Origin of the sequence: Leclercia sp. UBA5958, from assembly GCF_002430365.1 — a bacterium.
GTDB classification, from domain to species: Bacteria; Pseudomonadota; Gammaproteobacteria; order Enterobacterales; family Enterobacteriaceae; genus Enterobacter; species Enterobacter pneumoniae.
Window position 1 is genome coordinate 523,173 of sequence record NZ_DJCE01000001.1, and the last position, 22,741, is coordinate 545,913.

A 22,741-nucleotide genomic window follows, 5' to 3' on the forward strand; every position below is an offset into this window, starting at 1 on the left:
ATTACGTTATGAGCAGTGTAACCACGGGGCGGGAGTCGCCCCGTCAGGAGAGACGTCATGAGTAAATTGTTGGATCGCTTCCGTTACTTCAAACAAAAAGGCGACAGTTTCGCCGATGGGCACGGACAGGTGTACCACACCAACCGTGACTGGGAGGACAGCTATCGTCAGCGCTGGCAGTTCGATAAGATTGTGCGATCCACCCACGGGGTTAACTGTACCGGCTCCTGTAGCTGGAAAATTTACGTTAAAAATGGCCTGGTGACCTGGGAGACCCAGCAGACCGACTATCCCCGCACCCGCCCCGACCTGCCTAACCATGAGCCGCGAGGCTGCCCGCGCGGTGCCAGCTACTCCTGGTATCTCTATAGCGCAAACCGCCTTAAGTACCCCCTGGTGCGCCGCGCCCTGATTGAACTCTGGCGTGAAGCGCTGGCGCAGCATGGCGACCCGGTGCTGGCGTGGGATGCCATCCAGAGCGACCCGGTGAAATGCCAGCGCTACAAACAGGCACGTGGGAAAGGCGGATTTATTCGATCGGGCTGGAAGGAGCTCAATCAACTGATTGCCGCCGCCAACGTCTGGACCATCAAAAACTACGGCCCCGACCGCGTGGCGGGGTTCTCGCCCATCCCGGCGATGTCGATGGTCTCCTACGCCGCCGGCACCCGCTATTTGTCATTGCTGGGCGGTACCTGTCTCAGTTTCTACGACTGGTATTGCGACCTTCCTCCCGCTTCGCCGATGACCTGGGGCGAGCAGACCGACGTGCCGGAATCGGCCGACTGGTACAACTCCGGCTACATCATCGCCTGGGGTTCCAACGTGCCGCAGACGCGTACCCCGGACGCCCACTTCTTTACCGAAGTGCGCTACAAAGGCACCAAAACCATCGCCATCACCCCTGATTTTTCGGAAGTGGCAAAGCTTAGCGATCAGTGGCTTGCCCCTAAACAGGGTACCGACAGCGCGCTGGCCATGGCGATGGGCCATGTCATTCTGAAAGAGTTCCACCTCGATAACCCCAGCGACTACTTCCTGAACTACTGTCGTCGCTACACCGACATGCCGATGCTGGTGATGCTCGATGAGCGTGAGGACGGGACCCATGTGCCAGGCCGGATGCTGCGCGCCTCGGACCTCGCCGACGGGCTGGGAGAGGCCAATAATCCGGAGTGGAAGACCGTTGCCTTTACCCTGGCCGGTGAACTGGTGGCGCCAAATGGCTCTATTGGTTTCCGCTGGGGAGAAAAAGGCAAATGGAACCTGGAACCTCTTGCGGCAGGCCAGGAGACGGAGCTAACGCTCTCGCTGCTGATCACCCACGATCGCGTCGCGAACGTGGCGTTCCCCTACTTTGGCGGCAACGAAAATCCCCATTTCCGCAGCGTGAAGCAGGAGCCGGTGTTACTGCGCAAAGTACCGGCAAAAACGCTGACTCTGGCAGACGGCACCACCAAACAGGTGGTCAGCGTCTATGACCTGGTGCTGGCCAACTATGGCCTCGACCGTGGGCTGGACGACAGCAACGCCGCCACCGATTACGCAGAGATAAAAGCTTACACCCCGGCCTGGGGCGAGCAGATCACCGGCGTGCCGCGCCACCATATCGAACAGATCGCCCGGGAATTTGCCGATACCGCCAATAAAACCCATGGCCGCTCGATGATCATTCTCGGCGCCGGGGTGAACCACTGGTATCACATGGATATGAACTACCGGGGGATGATCAATATGCTGGTCTTCTGCGGCTGCGTAGGCCAGAGCGGTGGCGGCTGGTCGCACTATGTGGGCCAGGAGAAACTGCGTCCGCAAACCGGCTGGCTGCCGCTGGCTTTTGCCCTGGACTGGAACCGTCCGCCGCGCCAGATGAACAGCACCTCCTATTTTTATAACCACGCCAGCCAGTGGCGCTATGAAAAGCTGACGGCGCAGGAGCTGCTTTCGCCGCTCGCGGATCCGGGGCAGTTTACCGGGCACCTGATCGACTTCAACGTCCGCGCGGAGCGTATGGGCTGGCTCCCCTCCGCCCCGCAGCTCAATCTTAATCCGCTGCATATTAAAGCCCGCGCCGATGCTGCCGGCATGACGCCGCAGGAGTACACCGTGCAGGGGCTAAAATCGGGCGACGTCCGCTTTGCCTGCGAGCAGCCGGATAACGGTAAAAACCATCCGCGTAACCTGTTCGTCTGGCGCTCTAACCTGCTGGGCTCCTCCGGTAAAGGCCACGAGTACATGCTGAAATACCTGCTGGGGACCGAGAGCGGGATTCAGGGCGAAGATCTGGGCTCGACGGATGATGTGAAACCGGAAGAGGTAGAGTGGCAGACCCCCGCCATCGAAGGGAAGCTTGACCTGCTGGTGACCCTCGATTTCCGCATGTCCAGCACCTGCCTGTTCTCGGATATTGTCCTGCCGACCGCCACCTGGTACGAGAAAGACGACATGAATACCTCGGATATGCATCCGTTTATTCATCCGCTTTCGGCCGCCGTTGACCCCGCCTGGGAGTCCCGCAGCGACTGGGAGATTTACAAAGGGCTCGCTAAAGTTTTCTCAGAAGTCTGCGTGGGCCATCTCGGTACCGAAACCGATGTGGTGCTGCAACCCCTGCAGCATGACTCCCCGGCGGAGCTCTCGCAGCCTTTTGATATTCAGGACTGGCGCAAAGGCGAGTGTGAGCTGGTTCCCGGCAAGACTGCCCCCTCCATTGCGGTGGTGGAACGTAACTACCCGGAAACCTACGAGCGCTTCACCGCCCTCGGTCCGCTGCTGGATAAACTGGGCAACGGCGGGAAAGGCATTTCGTGGAACACCGAGAAAGAGATCGATTTCCTCGGCAAGCTGAACTACGTCAAGCTTGATGGCCCGGCGAAAGGCCGCCCGCGTATCGAAACCGCCATCGACGCTTCAGAGGTGATCCTCGCCCTCGCCCCGGAAACCAACGGTCAGGTTGCCGTAAAAGCCTGGGAAGCCCTGGGGCAGCTGACCGGACGGGATCATACCCACCTGGCGCTGAATAAAGAGGATGAAAAAATCCGCTTCCGCGATATTCAGGCGCAACCGCGCAAGATTATCTCCAGCCCCACCTGGTCCGGCCTCGAGAGCGAACATGTCTCTTACAACGCCGGTTACACCAACGTCCATGAGCTGATTCCGTGGCGCACTCTCTCGGGTCGCCAGCAGCTTTATCAGGATCACCTGTGGATGCGCGCCTTCGGCGAAAGTCTGGTGGTTTATCGTCCGCCAATAGATACCCGTAGCGTGACGCACATGCGTGACATTCCGCCGAACGGCTTCCCGGAGAAAGCGCTGAACTTCCTGACGCCGCACCAGAAATGGGGCATCCACTCGACCTACAGCGAAAACCTGCTGATGCAGACCCTGTCGCGCGGTGGTCCGATTGTCTGGATAAGCGAAACGGATGCCCGGGAGCTGGGTATTGAGGATAACGACTGGATCGAGGCATTTAATGCCAACGGCGCCCTCACCGCTCGCGCCGTAGTGAGCCAGCGCGTGCCGCCGGGCATGACCATGATGTACCACGCCCAGGAGCGCATTCTGAACATTCCAGGTTCGGAAGTGACTGGCCGACGCGGCGGTATTCATAACTCTGTCACCCGCATCTGCCCGAAACCGACCCACATGATCGGCGGTTACGCGCAGTTGGCCTACGGCTTTAACTACTACGGCACCGTCGGGTCGAACCGCGATGAGTTCATCATGATCCGCAAAATGAAAAACATTAACTGGCTGGATGGTGAAGGTCGGGACCAGGTACAGGAGGCGAAAAAATGAAGATCCGCTCACAGGTTGGCATGGTACTGAACCTTGATAAGTGTATTGGCTGTCATACCTGCTCGGTCACTTGCAAAAACGTCTGGACCGGGCGTGAAGGGATGGAGTATGCCTGGTTTAACAACGTTGAGACCAAGCCGGGCATCGGCTACCCCAAAAACTGGGAAGACCAGGAGGAGTGGCAAGGCGGCTGGATCCGCGGTATCACCGGCAAGCTCACTCCCCGCCTCGGCGGCAAAATGGGGGTGCTGTCGAAAATCTTCGCCAACCCGGTCTTACCGCAGATTGACGACTATTACGAACCCTTCACCTTTGACTACCAGGATCTGCACCGCGCCCCGCAGGGAGATCACTTACCTACCGCCCGTCCACGCTCGCTGATTGACGGCAAGCGGATGGATAAAATCAAGTGGGGGCCAAACTGGGAAGAGCTGCTCGGCGGTGAGTTCGAAAAGCGCGCCCGCGACCGCAACTTCGACAAGATGCAGAAAGAGATGTACGGCCAGTTTGAAAACACCTTCATGATGTACCTGCCGCGCCTGTGCGAGCACTGCCTGAACCCAAGCTGCGTCGCTACCTGCCCCAGCGGCGCCATCTATAAACGCGAAGAAGATGGCATCGTGCTCATTGACCAGGATAAGTGCCGCGGCTGGCGTCTGTGCATCAGCGGCTGCCCGTACAAAAAAATCTACTTCAACTGGAAAAGCGGTAAGTCAGAAAAATGTATCTTCTGCTACCCGCGTATTGAATCCGGCCAGCCGACGGTCTGCTCAGAGACCTGCGTCGGGCGTATTCGCTATCTCGGCGTGCTGCTTTACGACGCGGATCGCATTGAGGAGGCGGCCAGCACCGAACATGTCACCGATCTCTATGAGCGCCAGTGCGATGTCTTTTTAGATCCGCACGATCCGGCGGTGATCGAAGAGGCCGTTAAGCAAGGTATTCCGCAGAATGTGATTGACGCTGCCCAGCGCTCGCCGGTTTACAAGATGGCGATGGACTGGAAGCTGGCCCTGCCGCTGCACCCGGAATACCGTACCCTGCCGATGGTCTGGTATGTGCCGCCGCTGTCACCGATTCAGTCCTACGCCGATGCGGGCGGCCTGCCCAAAACCGACGGCGTGCTCCCCGCCGTGGAGAGCCTGCGTATCCCGGTCCAGTATCTGGCAAATATGCTGAGCGCGGGCGATACCGGCCCGGTGCTGCGCGCCCTGAAGCGGATGATGGCCATGCGCCATTACAAACGTTCACAAACCGTGGAAGGCGTGACCGATACCCGCGCCATTGAAGAGGTCGGGTTGACGGTCGAACAGGTGGAAGAGATGTATCGCTATCTCGCCATTGCCAACTACGAAGATCGCTTCGTGATCCCCACCAGCCACCGTGAAATGGCCCGTGATGCCTTCCCCGAGAAGAACGGCTGCGGCTTTACCTTCGGCGATGGCTGCCATGGCTCAGACACCAAATTCAACCTCTTCAACAGTAGCCGTATCGACGCCATCAATATTACCGAGGTGCGTGAACACGGGGAGGGAGAGTAATGCGGATTCTGAAAATCATTGCGCTGTTAATGGAGTATCCCGACGAGATGTTATGGGAGAACCGCGATGAGGCGTTAGATCTCATTGCCCAGGATGCCCCCACGCTATTGCCCTTTACGCGAACTTATCTCAGCGCCCCGCTGCTGGACAGGCAGGCCGAGTGGTGCGAAGTGTTTGAACGTGGCCGGGCCACCTCGCTGCTGCTGTTTGAACATGTGCACGCGGAGTCGCGGGATCGTGGCCAGGCGATGGTCGACCTGATGGCGCAGTACGAGAAGGTTGGTTTGCAGCTGGATTGCCGGGAGCTCCCCGATTATCTGCCCCTTTATCTGGAATATCTCAGTATTGTGGGCGAAGCGGAAGCGCGCGATGGGCTGCAGAACGTCGCCCCGATCCTGGCGCTGATTGGTGGGCGACTGAAGCAGCGCGACGTTGCCCATTATCAGCTGTTTGACGCTCTGCTACGACTGGCCGAAACCCGGCTTTCCAGCGATAGCGTAGCGGCACAGGTTGCCACCGAGAAGCGTGATGACACCCGTCAGGCGCTGGATGCGGTGTGGGAAGAAGAGCAGGTGAAGTTTATCGAAGACAACGCCACGTCGTGCGACAGTTCGCCGATGCAGCAATATCAACGACGCTTTAGCCAGGACGTTGCACCGCAGTACGTGGACGTCGGCGCCGGAGGCCCCAAATGACGCACTACCTGAACGTGTTTTTCTATGACATCTATCCCTATATTTGCGCCACCGTCTTCTTCCTCGGAAGCTGGCTGCGTTATGACTATGGTCAGTACACCTGGCGTGCCTCGTCGAGCCAGATGCTGAGCAAGCGCGGCATGAACTGGGCCTCTAACCTGTTTCATATCGGTATTCTGGGGATCTTCTTCGGCCACCTTTTCGGGATGCTGACCCCGCACTGGATGTACGCCTGGTTTTTACCTATCGCCGTGAAACAGCAGTTGGCCATGTTCGCCGGGGGCGTGTGCGGTGTGTTAACGCTGATTGGTGGGTCAATGCTGCTCTACCGCCGGCTGTTTAACCAGCGGGTGCGCGCCACCTCCACCACGCCGGACATCATCATCATGAGTATTTTACTGCTTCAGTGCATTCTGGGGTTGAGCACGATTCCCTTCTCCGCCCGTTTTCCGGACGGCAGCGAGATGATGAAACTGGTGGGCTGGGCGCAGGGTATCGTCACTTTCCGCGGCGGCTCATCGGAGATGCTTAACGGCGTGGACTTTATCTTCCGTGTGCATCTGGTGCTGGGGATGACCATTTTCCTGATCTTCCCCTTCACCCGTCTGGTGCATGTGTGGAGCGCGCCGTTTGAATATTTCACCCGCCGGTATCAGGTTGTTCGGTCACGGCGCTAATTTATACGGGTGGCGTCGCCGCCACCCGGCTATTTCCCTGCCTGCGGATGCGTCTCGAACCCCGCCATCACCGCCGTCAGCTCGGCCAGTGAAAAACCGTTTTTCGGATCAGATACCCCCAGCCCAAACTGCTCCTGCAATACCTGATACAGCTCGGCGGCATCGGCGAGATGACGCTGCTCAACCGCCAGCGCCCCCTGCCAGCGGGTGAAATTAAAATTGGTTAAGGTCAGTTTGCCCCCCTCGGGCAGGTGTCGGCACATCAGCAGGTGATGGCGAAAATGCGATTGCGGCCAGTGAGCCGACCAGAAATTGCCCATCACATAGTCATTGAAATGCTGCTCTGCGAGATCGAACTGGTACATCGACTGCCAGCGATCGTGATGGTGAACCTGTAAGGCCCAGTTATCCCCCTCGTTCTGCAGGCGGTACATGCCGTGCGGCGTGGGCTGCTCCAGGTCGGCAATCAGGCGAACCGGCGCGGTCAACGTCTGGCCGCCAAAGCCCACGTCGGCAATCCAGCGGTCGCCGTTTAGCTCAACCAGCAACAGTCGGTGGGTACGCGGCGGCATTTGCGGCGGATTCGCCAGCACCACACGGCCCAGCAGGCTGCGGACCGTAAAACCCACCTCACGCAGCACGCGCTCGAAGAGTCCGTTCTGCTCAAAGCAGTACCCACCGCGACGGGCGGTAACCAGTTTGTCTTGCACGCTCTCCTCGTCGAGCTGGATCTCGCGTGGCAACACCACGTCAAGATTCTCAAACGGAATGCTGCAGTTATGGTGGAGATGCAGCCCGCGCAGGGTGTCGATATCCGGGATCGCGGGCTGTTGCCAGCCCGTGCGGGCGAAATACGCAGTCAGAAATGGAGACATAGTGAACTTCCTTGCAATGATGTTCCCTGTTTATAAACTATTTTTGCGTCGCCACCTGCGTAAAAGTGCTTTTTTAGCGTCCCGTCGTGCGCTGCATGATACCCAGCGCGCTCAGCATCAATATCAGTCCGGTCACTAACGTCAGGGTGGCCATCGCCATTCCCTGGCCAATCGAGCCTTGTTCGAACTGGCGCCAGATAAAGACCGAGACGGTCTGCGTCCCCGCCGGGGCCAGTAATAGCGATGTCACCAGCTCGCGAGAGGCAATGGCGAAGACCATCAACATCGCCGCCAGCATGGCCGGTGACACCAGCGGTATCACGATAAAACGTAGCGCCTGCAGCGCCGACGCGCCGTGTACCCGCGCCGCCGGTTCGAGATTACCACCCAACTGGCGCAGCGCACTGCCAATGTAGCGAACCGGCCAGGGTAATAGCAGGCAGCAGTAAGAGAGCAGCAGTATGACCCAGCTGTTATAAGGTGATAGCGGCCAGAAGGTGCGGTTCCACAGTAAAATAAGCCCCACACCTACCACAATGCCTGGCAGCGCGGCGGGCATCAGGGATAACGCATCCACCAGCGCCCGGCCTCTGATTTTTTGCACCACCACCAGCCAGGCGGCTAGCAGCCCCAGTAGCCCGGTAATGCACGCCGTTCCCAGCGCCAGCGACAGGCTGGTACCCAGCGCAGCCAGGGCATCTCCCTGCTGGCTAAAGAGTGCCGCGTAATGTGACCACGTCACGTTATCCGCAGTGACACCCGCCGATAAGGTGCCGAGCACGCCTGAAAGCGCCATCGAGGCCGCGGGCAGCACCACAGCAATCAGCCCAATCAGCCCCATCAGCACGACGACGGGTAATATAAAGATCCCGGCATCCGCCCCTCTGTTCTCTGTCGGCTTACCCGTAACGCTGGTTACGTCGTGCTGGCCCGTTAGCTTTTTCTGCAACGCCCAGGCGAAGAGCGCGATCGCCACCAGTACCACGGACAACATCGATGCCCCCGAGAGATCGATAGGCCAGTCGGCCAGCTTTTTCTCGATATCGGTGGTCAGCATCAACACCCCTGCCCGCGTGCCCAGCGCCGCCGGCACGCCGTACTCTTCAATCGCCAGCGTAAACGAGAGCAGCATGCCTGCCGCCAGCGCAGGTGAAAGCAAGGGCAGCGTGATATGCCAGAAGGCCCGCCCTGCGCTGGCACCATGCACCCGCGCAACCCACGCCAGCCGCTGCCCACTGGCCAGCAGACTGCGCGAGACGGCAAAATAGACTACCGGGAAGATATTGAGCGCCATCACCAGCACAATACCGGTTTTACTGAACAGCAGATCGTTCAGATTGATACCCGTTAGCTGTTGCAGGTAGCCATTACTCTGCAGGACCAGCATCCATGACAAGGCCGCGATATAGGGCGGCGTTAAAAAGGGGATCAGGAAGAGCAGATCCCACAGGCGCGGCAGCGGCAACGTCAGTAGCCCGCGCGCGACTCCCAGCGGAAAACCAATCAGCGCGCTGACCAGCGCCACGCCCAGGGCGATCTGCAGAGTTCCCCCCAGCATCCCCGGGAGCTGCGGCTCGGCCAGCAGTTGACGTACGCCACCAAAGGCGGCCGAAAAAGAGCCAGCGCTAAATTGCGGGAAGACCGCCTGTAGCACAATAAACAGTAGCGGAAGCGCCACCAGTACCATCAGCATGGCCAGCGTCGCCCCTGAAAGAAAGGAGTGTTTCACACGCGATCCTGAAGACGGGGTTGCCCCCGTCGGAAAAGTTACAGAGAGAAGAGCGTGTTAAAACGCTTCAGAATGGCGCTGCGCTCGCTGCTGCCGTCGCTTTTGGTCGGCAGGATATTCAGTTCGTTCAGCAGCGGGCGTTTCGCCTTGATGTCTTCGCGGGCTGGCATCAGCCAGGCGTCGGCCACCATCGCCTGGCCTTCCGGCGACAACACATAATCAACGAAAGCTTTCGCGTCATCCGCATGCGGGGTAGATTTGAGGATCATCATCGGGCGTGGGGCAATGACCGTGCCGCTGGCCGGGAAGATCACCTTCAGAGATTCCCCCTGGTGAATATTGCCGTAAGAGACGTAATCCACCGCGCCAAATACTGCCGCTTTTGCCCCCTGCATGACCGGGGTGACCGCCTGAGCGTTCGGGCCGCTAACCACCATGCCGTTCTTCTTCAGGTTATCAAATAGCGACCAGGCCTTATCGCCCATCCCATTTTGTAACCCGATCAGCAGATCGAGAGAGGCGCCTGACAGCGCCGGGTCTGGCGTCGTCACTTTATCTTTGAAGGCGTCGGTGGTCAGGTCCTGCCACTCCTTCGGCTCCGGGGTGCCGCTTTTGGTGTTCCAGACGATGCCCAGCGCCGATACCCCCTGGGCCACGAAATCGGTAGATTTCAGGTCGGCGGGCACGTGTTCAGCGTTGGCGCTCTGGTACGGCAACAGCCAGCCGCGGTTATGCAGATCTTCCGCCGTATCCCAGGAGGCGGAGATCAGAATGTCGGCCTGCGGGTTCGCCTGCTCCGCTTCGAGGCGCGCCATCACTTTACCGGTAGTGGCCTGGAAGATATCCACCTTCACGCCGGTTTTCTTTTCAAAGCCGCTTGCAAGGTTCTTCGCCAGCGATCCCGGCCCGGCAGTATAGAGGGTGAGCGCGTGGGCGCTCGACATCATGACGGACGATAATGCCATGGCTACCAGCACTCCTTTTTTTACGGACAGTGTAATTTTCATGCAAACTCCCCTGAGGATTGAATCAAACGATCGGCAGCGACGCTGCCAGCAGAAAGGTGCACGATGCGATCGGCCAGAATCTCGGCTTCACGGCGGTCATGCGTAACGTAAACGGCGGTGGTGCCAAGCTGGCGCAGTAGCGACGCCATCTCCAGGCAGAGAGATTCGCGCAGTTCGCTATCGAGGTTGGAGAGCGGCTCGTCAAAGAGCAGTACCCGGGGTTCGGCGACAATGGCGCGGGCCAGGGCGACGCGCTGCTGCTGCCCACCGGAGAGCCCGGCGGGTTTGCGGTCGGCAAAGTCGGCCAGACCCACGCGTCGTAAAGCCTGCGCGACGCGATCGTCACGCGCGCTGCCTGAGACATTGCGCATCTTCAGTGGAAACGCCACGTTCTGCGCCACCGTCATATGGGGCCAGAGCGCGTAGTCCTGGAAGACCATGCCGATATCGCGGGCCTCGGGCGGTAACGACCAGCCTGCCCTCGCCACCTGACGATCGCCGAAATGGATATCGCCCTGCAGCGGGTGGGTTAACCCGGCCAGCAGACGTAACAGCGTGCTTTTTCCACAGCCCGAGGATCCGAGCAGCGCAACCACGCTACCCGCCTCGATGTGCAGATCGATTTGGTTTAATACGGTATTCGCGCCAAACGCATACGAGACGCCTTTGAGCGTGATGGGGGTGAGCATATTGTTATCCTCTTTGGGATTTAGTGCCGTCACTGTAGGGGGGCTATGTGACGAAACCATGAACAAAATGTTGCGTATTGATTTTGTCTGCGCTTCAGAGGTTTAATGGCCTGGCGCTAATACTGAGGAGTTGTTATGAGCCACTTTCGCCCCGTCGAGTTAAAACACGCCAGCCGTCTGCTGAATCACGGCCCTACGGTGCTGATCACCAGCCGGGATGAGCAGATTGACCGACGTAATGTTATGGCGGCCGCCTGGTCGATGCCGGTCGAGTTTGAACCGCCGCGTATCGCCATCGTGGTGGATAAAAGCGCCTGGTCTCGCGAGCTGATTGAGCGCAGCGGCATGTTTGGCATTGTGGTGCCGGGCGTTGCTGCCGCCAACTGGACCTACGCGGTGGGTAGCGTCAGCGGGCGGGATGAAGATAAATTTAACTGCTACGGGATCCCGGTTATTAACGGCCCGGTGCTGGGGCTGCCGGTCGTTGAAGAGAAGTGTCTGGCATGGATGGAGTGTCGGCTATTACCGGTGACCTCCGCCGCCGAGAAATATGACACCCTGTTTGGCGAAGTGGTGGCCGCGGCCGCAGATGAACGGGCGTTTGTCGCCGGACGCTGGCAGTTTGATGAGGATAAGCGCAATACGCTGCATCACCTGGGCGCAGGGACCTTTGTGGCCAGCGGCAGGATGGTGAAGGCGGCGGAATAGCCGCCTGGCCCTCGCCCCAATGGAGCGAGGGTATTTACTGCAACAATTAACCTTTCGAACGGCTGGCGATAATCCCTTCTGCAACATTACGCGGCGCTTCGGCATAGTGATGAAACTCCATGCTGTAGGTCGCGCGGCCCTGGGACATCGAGCGCAGCGTGGTGGCATAGCCGAACATCTCTGCCAGCGGCACATCGGCGCGGATAATCTGGCTACCGTACCGCTCTTCCATGCCCTGCACCATGCCGCGGCGGGAAGAGAGATCGCCCATTACATTCCCGGCATAGGTCTCAGGCGTCTCGACCTCAACGTGCATCACCGGCTCCAGGATGACCGGATCGGCCCGACGCGCCCCCTCTTTAAAACCAAAGATCGCCGCCATTCGGAAGGCCATCTCCGAGGAGTCAACGTCGTGATACGAACCAAAGGTCAGGGTCGCTTTCACGTCCACGACCGGATAGCCCGCCAGCACGCCGCTGTTCATCGCCTCGCGCAGCCCTTTTTCCACCGAAGGGATATATTCGCGCGGCACCACCCCGCCTTTCGTGGCATCTTCAAAGACAAAACCGCTACCCGGCTCCAGGGGTTCGAGGCTGAGGACAACATGGCCGTACTGCCCTTTACCGCCGGACTGACGCACAAATTTGCCCTCGATCTCTTTCACCGCTTTGCGCAGGGTTTCACGGTAGGTTACCTGCGGCCGACCGATATTCGCCTCCACGCCAAACTCGCGTTTCATCCGGTCAACGATAATCTCCAGATGTAGCTCACCCATTCCGGAAATGATCGTCTGTCCTGACTCCTCGTCGGTGTGCAGGCGGAACGACGGATCTTCTGCAGCCAGACGTTGCAGCGCGATCCCCATTTTCTCCTGATCCGCTTTGGTTTTTGGCTCAATGGCCAGCGAAATCACCGGGTCCGGGAACTCCATCCGTTCCAGGGTAATCACGGCTGACGGATCGCAGAGCGTGTCGCCGGTGGTGACATCTTTTAACCCGACACAGGCCGCGATATCCCCGGCGCGCAGCTCGTCTACCTCGTGGCGATCGTTAGCCTGCATCAGCACAATGCGGCCAATACGTTCCTTCTTGTCTTTCACCGGATTGTAAACCGCGTCGCCTTTTCTCAGCACGCCGGAATAGACACGGATAAAGGTCAACTGGCCCACGTAGGGGTCGGTCATTAGCTTGAACGCCAGCGCCGAGAAGGGTTCGTCGTCGCTCGGGTGGCGCTCGGCAGCCTGCCCCTTCGCATCCACCCCGTCAATTGCCGGGACGTCCAGCGGCGAGGGCATCAGTTCAATCACCGCGTCGAGCATCCGCTGCACCCCTTTGTTTTTAAAGGCGCTGCCGCAGAGCATGGGCTGGATTTTCCCCGCCACGGTGCGTTGACGCAACCCGCTGATGATGTCAGCTTCGTCCAAATCGCCCGTTTCCAGATATTTATCCATGAGCGCATCGCTGGCTTCAGCCGCCGCCGAGACCATCTGCTCACGCCAGGTCTGCGCGGTGGCCTGCAGCTCATCCGGCACCGGTGCATAGCTGAAGGTCATGCCCTGCGTGGCATCGTCCCAGACGATAGCGCGCATCTTAATGAGATCGACCACGCCGGTGAAATGCTCTTCCGCCCCGATCGGAATCACGATCGGCACCGGGTGAGCTTTTAACCTGTTGACCATCATCTGGACCACGCGGAAGAAATCGGCACCCGGGCGGTCCATTTTGTTGACGAACGCGATACGGGGCACGTGATACTTATTGGCCTGCCGCCAGACGGTTTCCGACTGGGGCTGCACGCCACCGACAGAGTCATACACCATGACCGCGCCGTCCAGCACCCGCATGGAGCGTTCTACTTCAATGGTAAAATCCACGTGCCCCGGGGTATCGATGATATTAATCCGGTGCGGTTCATAGCTACGGTCCATACCGGGCCAGAAGCAGCTCACCGCCGCAGAGGTAATGGTGATACCTCGCTCTTGCTCCTGCGCCATCCAGTCGGTTGTTGCCGCGCCATCGTGGACTTCACCCAGTTTGTGACTCATTCCGGTATAAAACAGGATGCGCTCAGTGGTGGTCGTTTTACCGGCATCGATATGCGCGGAGATACCGATGTTGCGATAACGTTCGAGAGGGATGGGTCGGGGCATGATGCGTCCTTAGTCAGTTGACTGTGAGTAAGCGACCGGGATGGTCGCGTCTGAGTTCGTCTGCTATCATAGTCCTACTGTACGAGTATGTACGAACTATTTTTTAAGGTTTGCGCTATCATTGGTATAGCTCAAGCTGATGTCTTATCCAGGAGCCTTATGATCCCTAACCATCCCGAACCGGAACAGATACAGCTGGAAAACGTGCTTTTAGCGCTGGGTAATCCGCTGCGTCTCGCCATCATTCGCCAGCTTGCAGACGGCAGCGAAGCAAGCTGCAACGCCCTGCGACCGCCGGATATCGCGAAATCGACCATGACACACCACTGGCGCGTACTGCGCGACAGCGGGGTCATCTGGCAGCGGCCACAGGGGCGAGAAAATATGATTTCATTGCGCAGCGAGGATCTCGATAATCGCTTTCCCGGCCTGCTGGAAACATTGTTGCGGGTGATGAATAACGAGGCTCCGCGCGCCTGAGTCAGGCGCGCCAGCGACATCAGAACGCCGGGGACCCGCGGTCGTAATGCAGGCTAAATTTCGCATCGCCGCGCTTTACGCTGGCGCTTACCGGTGAATTGAAGTGCATACCGGTCACGCTGAGATTATCTGTCGCTACCCGCTCAAGCAGGCGTTTGCGCGTTGCCGCCGCGGCCTCCGGATCGCTGTCAAAGGCAATGGTGACATCTGGCTGCTCTACCTGAATATGCGGGAAATGGACGATATCGCCCCAGATTAATAGCGAATCCTGCGCGTTCCCGACCACATAGCCGGTATGCCCCGGCGTGTGACCAGGCAGTGGCACCGCCTGAATACCGGGCAAAATATCTTCCTGTGTGAAGGTCACCAGTCTGTCGTCATACGCGGCAAAGGCATTTTGTGCCAGCTCGAACGAGGGCTTAAACCTCTCTGGTGCGCTGGCCTGCATCGTTTTGTTGCGCCAGAACGCCAGTTCACGCTCGTGCACAAAGAGCCGTTCAACATGGCGAAAATGGGGCGTGGCGAGCGGCCCGGCAAGGCCACCGATATGGTCTGGATGGGCATGTGTAAGCAGGACGGTGTCGATCTGCAAGGGATCAATTCCTGCCGCCGCCAGCGCCACCGGCAGCCGCCCGCCCCAGCCTTTGAAGTTGCCCGCGCCGCTATCCACCAACACCGTATGCTGCCCGGTCTGGAGCACGTAGATGTTGATGTTCATACGTGGCAACGTGCTCACGCCCCGCGCCTGCAGCAGGGCTTCGGCTTTTGAGCCGGTGATCCCCGAAAGCAGCTCAAACGACCCATCCAGGTAGCCATCGCTGAGCATGGTAACGATGCTGTCGCCCACTTTTTTCCGGTTGACCATGGGTGCCTGAACCTGGTGTGTTAACGGCATAATATGACCTCTCTGGTTGGTGTGGCTTAAGCATAAGTCGTTGGTGGGGCAGTAAAAAGAGGCGTTTTCGTATTACACTGTTATCCACATAGTAATAATCATTAGCTGAGGCCATCCCGATGCGTGCCAGAATGTATGAACAGATGACCATTTTTGTTGAAGTCGCCGAACGGGGAAGCTTCGCCCGGGCGGCGGATGTGCTTCACCTGCATCGCCCCGCCGTGACCAAAGCCATCCAGCAGCTGGAAGAGGAGCTGGGTACGCGCTTACTGCATCGCACCACCCGAAAAGTCAGCCTCACCTCTGAGGGCGAGCTCTTTTTCCAGCGGGCAAAAGGGTTGCTGCATGAGATGGAGGATGTGATGGCATCGTTTTCGCCGACGCGTCCTCCTCGCGGTCGACTACGCGTTGATACGCCACTCTCGCTGGCACATGCCGTACTGATCCCGGCGCTGAGGGACTTTCAGGCACGTTATCCGGATATTGAACTGGAGCTGACCTCTTCCGATCATCGGGTTGATATGGTGGCTGAGGGCATTGATTGCGTGATCCGCCTTGGCGAATTGCAGGACTCTACGCTGGTGTCACGACGTCTGGGCGATGTGCGGTTGGTCACCTGCGCTACGCCGGAATATCTGGCGCACTATGGCGTGCCCGGCACGCCGGAGGATCTCGCCAGACACCAGACCGTGATGTTTTTCAGCGGGCACAATCGGGTTGTGATGAAGTGGCGATTTATAAAAGAAGGTACGCCGGTGACGGTACACCCGGCCAGACACATGCTGGTCGACAACACCGATATTATGCTCTCCTGCGGGCTGTCGGGGCTGGGGATAATCCAGGGTATCCATGCGGTTATGGCCCCTCATCTCGCCGCCGGCCAACTGGTGGAAGTGCTCTCTGAGTACACCACAGCATCGAAACCGGTCTCGGTTCTCTTTCCGGACCGACGCTATCTGACACCTAAAGTACGGGTCTTTATCGACTGGCTGAGCGAGCTTTTTGCCGCGAAATCCGGGGGTTTTAAAAGATTATTATCCTGAAAGAAACAGTACGCGGAGAGCGGCGATGGTATTAACTCACAAACCTTCCAGGTGAATGGCGTAAGAGAATGACCCGATGTCGCCCTCCTCCTGTGCGCCGCAATTCCGCCAAAAAAAACGGTAACCTTCGTTACCGTCTTTGCCTTACAGAGAATATCCCGGCTTCTTAATCAGCTCGTCGAGCTTCGGGCCAATCTCCGTATCCCAGACCTGCGCTTTCCAGTCTGCTTCCTGAACTTCGTTAAGCGCCACGGAAACAGCGCGATCTTTACTGTTCAGGTGACGAACGATCACCTCGGCGATCTCCTCTGCCAGAGCGGTTTTTTGTTCGTCATTCAGATCGCGCGGGAAACATTTAATATCAACGTGTGGCATAAGCAGGGCTCCTCTATCAGTTAGCCTTTCACGCTATCAGATTATCTCGTTAGCTTTTAGCACCTTGTGCAGTTTAGCGAGCTGGCTCACCTTATCGGCGATGGCGACGATATTGGGGGTATTGGCCGCGAACCACTCGCCGCGCGGCCCCCAGCTACGCATCACCACAAGGTAGGCGTCGAGTAAGGTGAGCTGTTCGCCAAGGGCCCACGGCGTGGCCTTAAGATGGTTATCCAGCCACAGATAGAGCGATTTGCGGTACTCCCGACAGTTTTCTTGCAGTTGCTGCGGTGCATCAGGCGCCCAGCGCTCCGGATAATCGGCGTAGGTAAAGGTGGGATAGACGTTAGCGACCAGCCAGATGAGTAAGCGCTGAAACTGCTGACGTTCACTGTGCCCTACCGGCGGCGCCAGTTCGGGGCAGCGGTCGAGGATCATCAGCGCAATCGCGGCGGTCTCCGTCATGATCTCGCCATTCTCCAGTTCTAGCGTGGGCACCTGGCACAGCGGGTTAAGCCGCTCAAGCCTTTCGCGCTGCGGCCCGGGGGCGTCAAAGCCCTCTACGTTGATAAACTGATACGGAATATCGGCGAGGGTCAGCATCACCTCACTGATTGCCGAGCCCCAGCCGGGTACGCCATAGACTTTAATCACGCTGCCTCCACGCAAGAGAAACCCTAAGTGTAGAGCAGCATTAGTAGGTTATCCCCGGCGGATTGACCTCCGATCGTTCCACCGCTTCGCCCTGCTCGCCCCAGCGCGCCAGCACCTGCTGATACTCCCCGCGCTGGATGGCCCCGTCCAGGGCCGCCTGCAGGGCATAGACCAGGCCATTGCCCTTCCTGGTGGTGGTTGCCACATAGGCCTTCTTCGGCCCTAACCCGACCACGCGGGTTTTGCCGGTGAGGGCCGCTTTGTAAGCTGAGACCGACTGCGGCCCGAAGAAGACATCCGCCCTGCCGGACTGTATATAGAGGTTGCCCGAGGCATCGTCCGTCAGGTAGACCGGCAACGCCGGCTGGCGCCCCGCCCGAATATTTTCTTCATTCCAGCCCAGCAGGATCCGCTCCTGATTCGTCCCCGAGCCGACAATCACTTTTTTGCCCGCCAGATCGGCGGCCGTGTTGATCGACGCTATTTCGCTGGTGGATTTCACCGAAAACGCCAGCGAATCCACGCGATAGGTGGCAAAGTCGAACTTCTGCTTACGCTGCTCCGTCACCGCTATGTTCACCAGCGCCACGTCGTAGCGCCCGGCGATGATCCCCAGCGGCCAGTCTTCCCAGGCCACGGGAACCAGCTTCAGCTTTAACCCGAGACTGCCCGCCACCAGCCGGGCAATATCCGGATCGCTGCCGATACGGGTGCGGTTATCGCTGGCCAGGAGCGCCAGCGGGGGCGAATTGAGGGCCGAGATTGCAACGGTCAGAGTACCCGGCTCGATAAAGCGATAATCTGCCGGGATCTTCGCCACCGCCTGTTTATCGAGGGTTACGCTCAGCGGCTGTTCATTGGCCTGCAGATCAATGCTGGCGTGGCTGGCGGTGGATACGAGTAGCCCGGCCAGAAGTCCATATTTCATCTACGCTCCTTACAACACTTTCGAGAGGAACTGACGCGTACGCGCATGGGAAGGGCGGTTCAAAACTTCGTCGCTGCTACCCTGCTCCACAATTTTGCCATCGACCATAAACACCACCTGGTCCGCCACTTCACGCGCAAAGCCAATCTCATGAGTCACCACGACCAGCGTGGTGCCCGAGCGGGCCAGCTTTTTAATCACATCCAGCACTTCGCCCACCAGCTCAGGATCAAGCGCCGAGGTAGGTTCATCAAACAGCATGACGCGCGGTCGCAGCGCCAGGGCGCGGGCGATGGCAATGCGCTGCTGCTGCCCACCGGAGAGATGGCGCGACCAGGCGTCGGCCTTATCGCGCAGCCCTACCACATCCAGCAGCTCGTAAGCGCGTTCTATTGCCGCTTTACGGGTCAGCTTTTTGTGCGCCACGGGGGCTTCAATCAGGTTTTCCAGCACCGTCAAATGCGGGAAGAGGTTGAAGTTCTGGAACACATACCCCACGTTCACCCGCTGTTTGAGGATCGCTTTCTCTTTCAGTTCAAAGAGCTTGTCGCCCTGACGGCGATAGCCGATGTAGTCGCCATCTATCTGGATAAACCCTTCGTCCACCCGCTCCAGGTGGTTAATGGTGCGCAGCAGGGTCGATTTGCCCGAGCCGGAGGGGCCGAGGATCACCGTCACGGAACCCGGCGGGATCTCCAGCGAGACGTTATCCAGCGCCTTGTGGCGACCAAAATACTTACTGACGCCGGTGATCGAAATATGTCCTTCAGGAGAGGCTGGCATGGATAGGCTCCTGTGTCTGGGTAGTAGTAACGGAACGGCTGCGGCTGGCGCTGCGGTTCTGGTTGACCGCGGAGCGACGCTCGCTGCGGGCGAGGCCGCGCTCCACCAGGTGTTGAATAGCCGAAAGGACTGTCGTGATCGCCAGATACCAGACGGCACCCACCATCAGCAGCGGTATCACCTCCTGGGTACGGTTGTAGATCATCTGAATGGTGTAAAAGAGCTCAGGCATCGCCAGCACGTAAACCATTGCCGTCCCTTTGGCGAGGCTGATGATCTCGTTAAACCCGGCCGGCAGAATGGTGCGCAGCGCCTGGGGCAATATGATGCGCAGGGTACGACGCGAGGCGGGTAACCCCAACGCGGCGGCCGCTTCATACTGACCGTGATCCACCCCCAGAAAGCCGCCGCGAATGATCTCGGCGGTATAGGCGCTCTGCACCAGCGTCAGCCCCACTACCGCGGTGGAGAACTGCCCGAGCACGTTAATGGTCTCAAAACGGCCCCAGGTGATATGCGTAAAAGGCACTCCGAGAGAGAGCGTGTCGTACAGATACGAGAAGTTATAGAGAATAATCAGCACCACGATCAGCGGTAGCGAGCGGAATAGCCAGATATAGCCCCACGCGAGGCCACTGAGCAACCACGACGACGACAGACGCGCCAGCGCCAGCATGCCGCCAATTACCACGCTAAGCGCGGTGCCAATCAGGGTGAGTAACAGCGTCTGCCCCACCCCCTCCAGGATGACCGGGTCGAAGAACCAGTGGGCAAACACCGCCCACTCCCAGCGCGGGTTAAAGGCCACCGATTGTACGACCACAGCCAGCACAAAGAGCGCCACAACGGCCCCCAGGGTACGCAGCGGGTAACGCGCCGGGACCACTTTGATGGTTTCAACGTTGTTCATTGTCACTTCCTCATGCGGTTTTACTGAGCGCTTCGCGCACCAGCGTTTTGGTGAAGCGCAGACGGCCATCGAACGGTGGCTGGCTGTACTCTTCCGGATCGCGATTCAGATCGAACTGCGGCTGATACCCCTGACTGAGATAGAGCCGCACCGCCTCTGGCTGGCGAAAACCGGTAGTAAGGTACATCTGGCTGTAACCTGCACGCACTGCCCTGCGCTCCAGCTCCTGCACCACCCTGGCCGCCAGTCCCTGCTGACGCAGCGTTTTGTCCGTCCAGATCCGTTTGATCTCTGCGGTTTGGGGATCAAGGGCTTTATATGCGCCGGTGGCGATAATCACCCCGTTGCGCTCCAGCACGATAAACAGCCCTTGCGGCGGTAAATACCACTCGGTCAGTTCGACTTCCTCATCTTTCGAGAAGTAGTCGCCGTAGCGGTCGGCATACTCCTGGAACAGTCCTTCGAGAATCGGCTGCAGATCGGCATCTTGCGGCGAAACGTCGCGAAATAGCTCGCTCATGGGGCCTCCTTAGTCGCCAAGTCCGGCCGGATTAACTTCAGAGTGCGGAATACGCTCCACACCCTCGCCCCAGCGATTGAGTACCTTGTCGTAATCGCCGTTTTTGATCGCTCCGTTGAGCGCGGTCTGCACCGGCTCGACCAGGCCACCGCCTTTTTTCAGCGTCACGGCGATGTGCGCCGCCTTCGGCCAGCCGCCATCCACGCTGCCCACCAATTTCGTTTTACCGGTGAGCGCGGCTTTCCAGGCCCCAATCACGTTCGGGCCAAAAAAGGCATCTGCGCGACCCGACTGGATCGCCAGGGTTTGCGCCGCGTCATCCTTGGTATAGACCGGGATAAAGGGCTTCAGCCCTTTTTTGAGGTTCTGCTCATTCCACGCCAGCAGGATGGCCTCCTGATTGGTGCCGGAGCCCACAATAATGCGCAGCCCGGCGATATCTTCCGCTTTCTCAATAGCGTGGATCGGACTGGAGGATTTAACGTAAAAACCGAGGGAGTCTTTTCGATAGGTGGCAAAGTCGAACTTCTCTTTGCGCGCTTTGGTCACGGTAATATTGCTGATTGCGGCATCATATTTGCCGGACGAGACCCCCAGCGGCCAGTCCTCCCAGGAGGTTGGCACCACGTTCAGCGCCAGCCCAAGGCTATCGGCGACGAGCCGTGCAACGTCGACTTCGCTGCCCAGCAGCGTTTTGTTGTCATCAGAAAAAACGGTCAGCGGCGGTGAATTTAGCGCTGCTACCGCCACGGTAAATTTCCCCGGCACCGCAAAGCGGTAGTCTTTTGGCAACTGTGCCACCGCTTCGTCGTTTTTCGGGGTATGGATCGGGGTTTTATTGGCCTCAAGGCTCACGCCGGTGCCGTTAATATTGACATTTTCTGCCCAGACGGCAGGGGTAAAGGCCAGCGCGAGCGCCAGAACAAGCGATGTTTTCTGCATAGCGGATGTCTCTTTTATTATTTTACGAACTGGTTTTCTGGTTGCGTTAACCCCAGGCTGTCGCGCAGGGTGGAGCCGGGATAGTCGGTGCGGAACAGGCCGCGGGCCTGCAGGATCGGCACCACCTCATCGACAAAGCGCGGGAAGGTCTCTGGCGTGCCGCCCTGAATGATAAAACCGTCCGCGCCCCGGGCGTCGAACCACTGCTGCAGACCGTCTGCCACCTCTTGCGGAGTGCCGGAAAAGCGCGGGCGCGGTGAGGCCGCCTCCAGCGCAACCTGGCGCAGTGTGAGATTGCGTTCGCGGGCATTGCGCTTGATCTCATCGGTGGTGCTGCGAAAGCTGTTCTGCCCCAGATCGCCGATGTCCGGGAAGGGGTCGTCGAGAGGATATTGCGCGAAATCGTGATGCTCGAAATAACGCCCCAGATAGTTGAGCGCGTTATGAATGGACACTAACGCCGCCGTGGTTTGATATTGTTGCTCTACGTCATCGGCATCTTTGCCCACGATGACGCTCACCCCCTGAAAAATATGTAACTCCTCGGGGCGGCGGCCGTGTAATTCGAGCTGTTGTTTAACATCCTGATAGAAGGCGCGGGCCTCCTGCAGGCTGTCGTGGTGAGTAAAAATGGCGTCGGCATGTTTCGCCGCCAGCTTTTTGCCGTCGTCTGACGCCCCGGCCTGAAATACAATCGGTCGCCCCTGCGGCGTGCGCCCGATATTCAGCGGCCCTGCTACCTGGAAGAAATCGCCCCGGTGGTTGAGGGTATGCAGCTTTTCAGGATTAAAGAACTGACCGCTCTCTTTATCACGAATAAAAGCGTCTGCCTCCCAGGAGTCCCAAAGCCCTTTTACCACCTCCAGATACTCGTCGGCGATGCGATAACGTAGCGCGTGCTCCGGATGTTTATCCCGGGAGAAATTTTTCGCCGAGCCTTCCAGCGGCGAGGTCACCACGTTCCAGCCCGCGCGCCCTTTGCTCAGGTGGTCGAGGCTGGCAAACTGCCGGGCCACGGTAAAGGGTTCGCTATAGGAGGTGGAGAGCGTGCCCACCAGCCCCAGGCGTGAGGTCAGGGTCGCCAGAGCGGATAATACCGTCAGGGGTTCGAAGCGATTTAAAAAATGCGGGATCGACTTCTCATTAATATAAAGACCGTCGGCGACAAAAATAAAGTCCAGCTTGCCCGCTTCCGCCTTTAATGCCGTCTCTTTAACAAAGTTAAAATTAATACTGGCATCGGCAATCGCCGCCGGATGGCGCCAGGCCGACATATTTCCGGAAGCGCCATGCAGTATGGTCCCCAGTCGCAATTGTCGTGTTGCAGACATATTCACCCCTTA

At 58.6% G+C, this 22,741-nt stretch carries 19 protein-coding genes and 1 pseudogene; 7 read left to right on the forward strand and 13 right to left on the reverse strand.

Going from position 1 to position 22,741, the window contains the following annotated elements; all coding sequences use genetic code 11:
- Positions 1–57 precede the first annotated feature (57 nt).
- The 4 genes from B2Q93_RS02615 to narI are packed head-to-tail and all read left to right on the forward strand — an operon-like array spanning position 58 to position 6,711.
- Positions 58–3,798: a nitrate reductase subunit alpha gene (locus tag B2Q93_RS02615; protein WP_286931736.1), complete on the forward strand. Its 3,741-nt coding sequence runs from the start codon at positions 58–60 to the stop codon at positions 3,796–3,798.
- On the forward strand, positions 3,795–5,339 hold the full coding sequence (gene narH / locus B2Q93_RS02620; RefSeq protein ID WP_207293762.1) for a nitrate reductase subunit beta: 1,545 nt from the start codon (positions 3,795–3,797) through the stop codon (positions 5,337–5,339). The genes B2Q93_RS02615 and narH overlap by 4 nt, the downstream gene beginning before the upstream one ends.
- On the forward strand, positions 5,339–6,034 hold the full coding sequence (gene narW, locus B2Q93_RS02625) for a nitrate reductase molybdenum cofactor assembly chaperone (RefSeq protein WP_212476029.1): 696 nt from the start codon (positions 5,339–5,341) through the stop codon (positions 6,032–6,034). Before narH ends, narW begins: the two co-directional genes overlap by 1 nt.
- Positions 6,031–6,711, forward strand: coding sequence for a respiratory nitrate reductase subunit gamma (narI, locus tag B2Q93_RS02630; protein WP_212476028.1), 681 nt, complete (start codon positions 6,031–6,033; stop codon positions 6,709–6,711). Before narW ends, narI begins: the two co-directional genes overlap by 4 nt.
- Positions 6,712–6,740: 29 nt before the next feature.
- Here narI and nhoA read toward each other — a convergent pair whose 3' ends face one another.
- From nhoA to B2Q93_RS02650, 4 genes are all read right to left on the reverse strand, one after another.
- The gene (gene nhoA, locus B2Q93_RS02635; RefSeq protein ID WP_286931737.1) at positions 6,741–7,586 is read right to left on the reverse strand and encodes an N-hydroxyarylamine O-acetyltransferase; all 846 of its coding nucleotides are present in this window, start codon (positions 7,584–7,586) and stop codon (positions 6,741–6,743) included.
- A gap of 73 nt (positions 7,587–7,659) precedes the next feature.
- Positions 7,660–9,315 (reverse strand): ABC transporter permease, encoded by a 1,656-nt coding sequence (locus B2Q93_RS02640; protein WP_286931738.1) that lies wholly within the window; start codon positions 9,313–9,315, stop codon positions 7,660–7,662.
- A gap of 38 nt (positions 9,316–9,353) precedes the next feature.
- On the reverse strand, positions 9,354–10,322 hold the full coding sequence (locus tag B2Q93_RS02645; protein ID WP_040075619.1) for an ABC transporter substrate-binding protein: 969 nt from the start codon (positions 10,320–10,322) through the stop codon (positions 9,354–9,356).
- The gene (locus tag B2Q93_RS02650; protein ID WP_286931739.1) at positions 10,319–11,011 is read right to left on the reverse strand and encodes an ABC transporter ATP-binding protein; all 693 of its coding nucleotides are present in this window, start codon (positions 11,009–11,011) and stop codon (positions 10,319–10,321) included. Before B2Q93_RS02650 ends, B2Q93_RS02645 begins: the two co-directional genes overlap by 4 nt.
- A gap of 135 nt (positions 11,012–11,146) precedes the next feature.
- On the opposite strand from B2Q93_RS02650, the gene B2Q93_RS02655 reads away from it, so the two are divergent.
- Positions 11,147–11,719 carry a flavin reductase family protein gene (locus B2Q93_RS02655; RefSeq protein WP_286931740.1) on the forward strand — a complete coding sequence of 191 codons (573 nt, stop codon included), beginning with the start codon at positions 11,147–11,149 and terminating at the stop codon, positions 11,717–11,719.
- 46 nt (positions 11,720–11,765) lie between these two features.
- On the opposite strand, the gene fusA is transcribed toward B2Q93_RS02655, so the two are convergent.
- Positions 11,766–13,868, reverse strand: coding sequence for an elongation factor G (fusA, locus tag B2Q93_RS02660; RefSeq protein ID WP_286931741.1), 2,103 nt, complete (start codon positions 13,866–13,868; stop codon positions 11,766–11,768).
- Positions 13,869–14,027: 159 nt separating this feature from the next.
- Between fusA and B2Q93_RS02665 the strand changes: the two genes are divergently transcribed.
- Entirely contained in the window at positions 14,028–14,348 is a 321-nt protein-coding gene (locus tag B2Q93_RS02665; protein ID WP_040075613.1) for an ArsR/SmtB family transcription factor, read from the forward strand.
- Positions 14,349–14,367: 19 nt separating this feature from the next.
- Here the strand turns inward: B2Q93_RS02665 and B2Q93_RS02670 are convergent, their stop codons facing one another.
- Positions 14,368–15,243, reverse strand: coding sequence for an MBL fold metallo-hydrolase (locus B2Q93_RS02670; protein WP_286931742.1), 876 nt, complete (start codon positions 15,241–15,243; stop codon positions 14,368–14,370).
- A 119-nt stretch (positions 15,244–15,362) separates the two neighbouring features.
- Between B2Q93_RS02670 and B2Q93_RS02675 the strand changes: the two genes are divergently transcribed.
- Positions 15,363–16,286, forward strand: coding sequence for a LysR family transcriptional regulator (locus B2Q93_RS02675; protein ID WP_286931743.1), 924 nt, complete (start codon positions 15,363–15,365; stop codon positions 16,284–16,286).
- A 144-nt stretch (positions 16,287–16,430) separates the two neighbouring features.
- Here the strand turns inward: B2Q93_RS02675 and pptA are convergent, their stop codons facing one another.
- The 7 genes and pseudogenes from pptA to B2Q93_RS02710 all read right to left on the reverse strand — a co-directional run bounded on the left by pptA (position 16,431) and on the right by B2Q93_RS02710 (position 22,729).
- Complete coding sequence (gene pptA / locus B2Q93_RS02680; RefSeq protein WP_040075610.1) at positions 16,431–16,661, reverse strand: tautomerase PptA; 231 nt, start codon at positions 16,659–16,661, stop codon at positions 16,431–16,433.
- 36 nt (positions 16,662–16,697) lie between these two features.
- Positions 16,698–17,315 carry a glutathione S-transferase family protein gene (locus B2Q93_RS02685; RefSeq protein ID WP_040075609.1) on the reverse strand — a complete coding sequence of 206 codons (618 nt, stop codon included), beginning with the start codon at positions 17,313–17,315 and terminating at the stop codon, positions 16,698–16,700.
- Positions 17,316–17,355: 40 nt separating this feature from the next.
- Complete coding sequence (locus B2Q93_RS02690) at positions 17,356–18,243, reverse strand: transporter substrate-binding domain-containing protein (protein ID WP_286931744.1); 888 nt, start codon at positions 18,241–18,243, stop codon at positions 17,356–17,358.
- A gap of 9 nt (positions 18,244–18,252) precedes the next feature.
- Positions 18,253–19,026, reverse strand: coding sequence for an amino acid ABC transporter ATP-binding protein (locus B2Q93_RS02695; protein ID WP_040075606.1), 774 nt, complete (start codon positions 19,024–19,026; stop codon positions 18,253–18,255).
- Positions 19,010–19,936 carry an amino acid ABC transporter permease gene (locus B2Q93_RS02700; RefSeq protein WP_286931745.1) on the reverse strand — a complete coding sequence of 309 codons (927 nt, stop codon included), beginning with the start codon at positions 19,934–19,936 and terminating at the stop codon, positions 19,010–19,012. Before B2Q93_RS02700 ends, B2Q93_RS02695 begins: the two co-directional genes overlap by 17 nt.
- Positions 19,937–19,946: 10 nt before the next feature.
- A complete protein-coding gene (locus tag B2Q93_RS02705; protein ID WP_286931746.1) occupies positions 19,947–20,456 on the reverse strand; it encodes a GNAT family N-acetyltransferase in 510 nt (169 codons plus the stop codon).
- Positions 20,457–20,465: 9 nt separating this feature from the next.
- A pseudogene (locus B2Q93_RS02710) lies at positions 20,466–22,729 on the reverse strand (NtaA/DmoA family FMN-dependent monooxygenase).
- Positions 22,730–22,741: the final 12 nt, after the last annotated feature.

What these genes read in the sequence shown, in the direction of transcription:
- B2Q93_RS02615 (WP_286931736.1), top strand. Translation starts at nt 58, where the DNA reads ATGAGTAAATTGTTGGATCGCTTCCGTTACTTCAAACAAAAAGGCGAC.
- B2Q93_RS02675 (WP_286931743.1), top strand. Translation starts at nt 15,363, where the DNA reads ATGCGTGCCAGAATGTATGAACAGATGACCATTTTTGTTGAAGTCGCC.
- B2Q93_RS02670 (WP_286931742.1), bottom strand. Translation starts at nt 15,243, where the DNA reads ATGCCGTTAACACACCAGGTTCAGGCACCCATGGTCAACCGGAAAAAA.
- B2Q93_RS02665 (WP_040075613.1), top strand. Translation starts at nt 14,028, where the DNA reads ATGATCCCTAACCATCCCGAACCGGAACAGATACAGCTGGAAAACGTG.
- narI (WP_212476028.1), top strand. Translation starts at nt 6,031, where the DNA reads ATGACGCACTACCTGAACGTGTTTTTCTATGACATCTATCCCTATATT.
- narH (WP_207293762.1), top strand. Translation starts at nt 3,795, where the DNA reads ATGAAGATCCGCTCACAGGTTGGCATGGTACTGAACCTTGATAAGTGT.
- B2Q93_RS02645 (WP_040075619.1), bottom strand. Translation starts at nt 10,322, where the DNA reads ATGAAAATTACACTGTCCGTAAAAAAAGGAGTGCTGGTAGCCATGGCA.
- B2Q93_RS02650 (WP_286931739.1), bottom strand. Translation starts at nt 11,011, where the DNA reads ATGCTCACCCCCATCACGCTCAAAGGCGTCTCGTATGCGTTTGGCGCG.
- fusA (WP_286931741.1), bottom strand. Translation starts at nt 13,868, where the DNA reads ATGCCCCGACCCATCCCTCTCGAACGTTATCGCAACATCGGTATCTCC.
- B2Q93_RS02690 (WP_286931744.1), bottom strand. Translation starts at nt 18,243, where the DNA reads ATGAAATATGGACTTCTGGCCGGGCTACTCGTATCCACCGCCAGCCAC.
- B2Q93_RS02695 (WP_040075606.1), bottom strand. Translation starts at nt 19,026, where the DNA reads ATGCCAGCCTCTCCTGAAGGACATATTTCGATCACCGGCGTCAGTAAG.
- B2Q93_RS02700 (WP_286931745.1), bottom strand. Translation starts at nt 19,936, where the DNA reads ATGAACAACGTTGAAACCATCAAAGTGGTCCCGGCGCGTTACCCGCTG.
- pptA (WP_040075610.1), bottom strand. Translation starts at nt 16,661, where the DNA reads ATGCCACACGTTGATATTAAATGTTTCCCGCGCGATCTGAATGACGAA.
- nhoA (WP_286931737.1), bottom strand. Translation starts at nt 7,586, where the DNA reads ATGTCTCCATTTCTGACTGCGTATTTCGCCCGCACGGGCTGGCAACAG.
- B2Q93_RS02655 (WP_286931740.1), top strand. Translation starts at nt 11,147, where the DNA reads ATGAGCCACTTTCGCCCCGTCGAGTTAAAACACGCCAGCCGTCTGCTG.
- narW (WP_212476029.1), top strand. Translation starts at nt 5,339, where the DNA reads ATGCGGATTCTGAAAATCATTGCGCTGTTAATGGAGTATCCCGACGAG.
- B2Q93_RS02705 (WP_286931746.1), bottom strand. Translation starts at nt 20,456, where the DNA reads ATGAGCGAGCTATTTCGCGACGTTTCGCCGCAAGATGCCGATCTGCAG.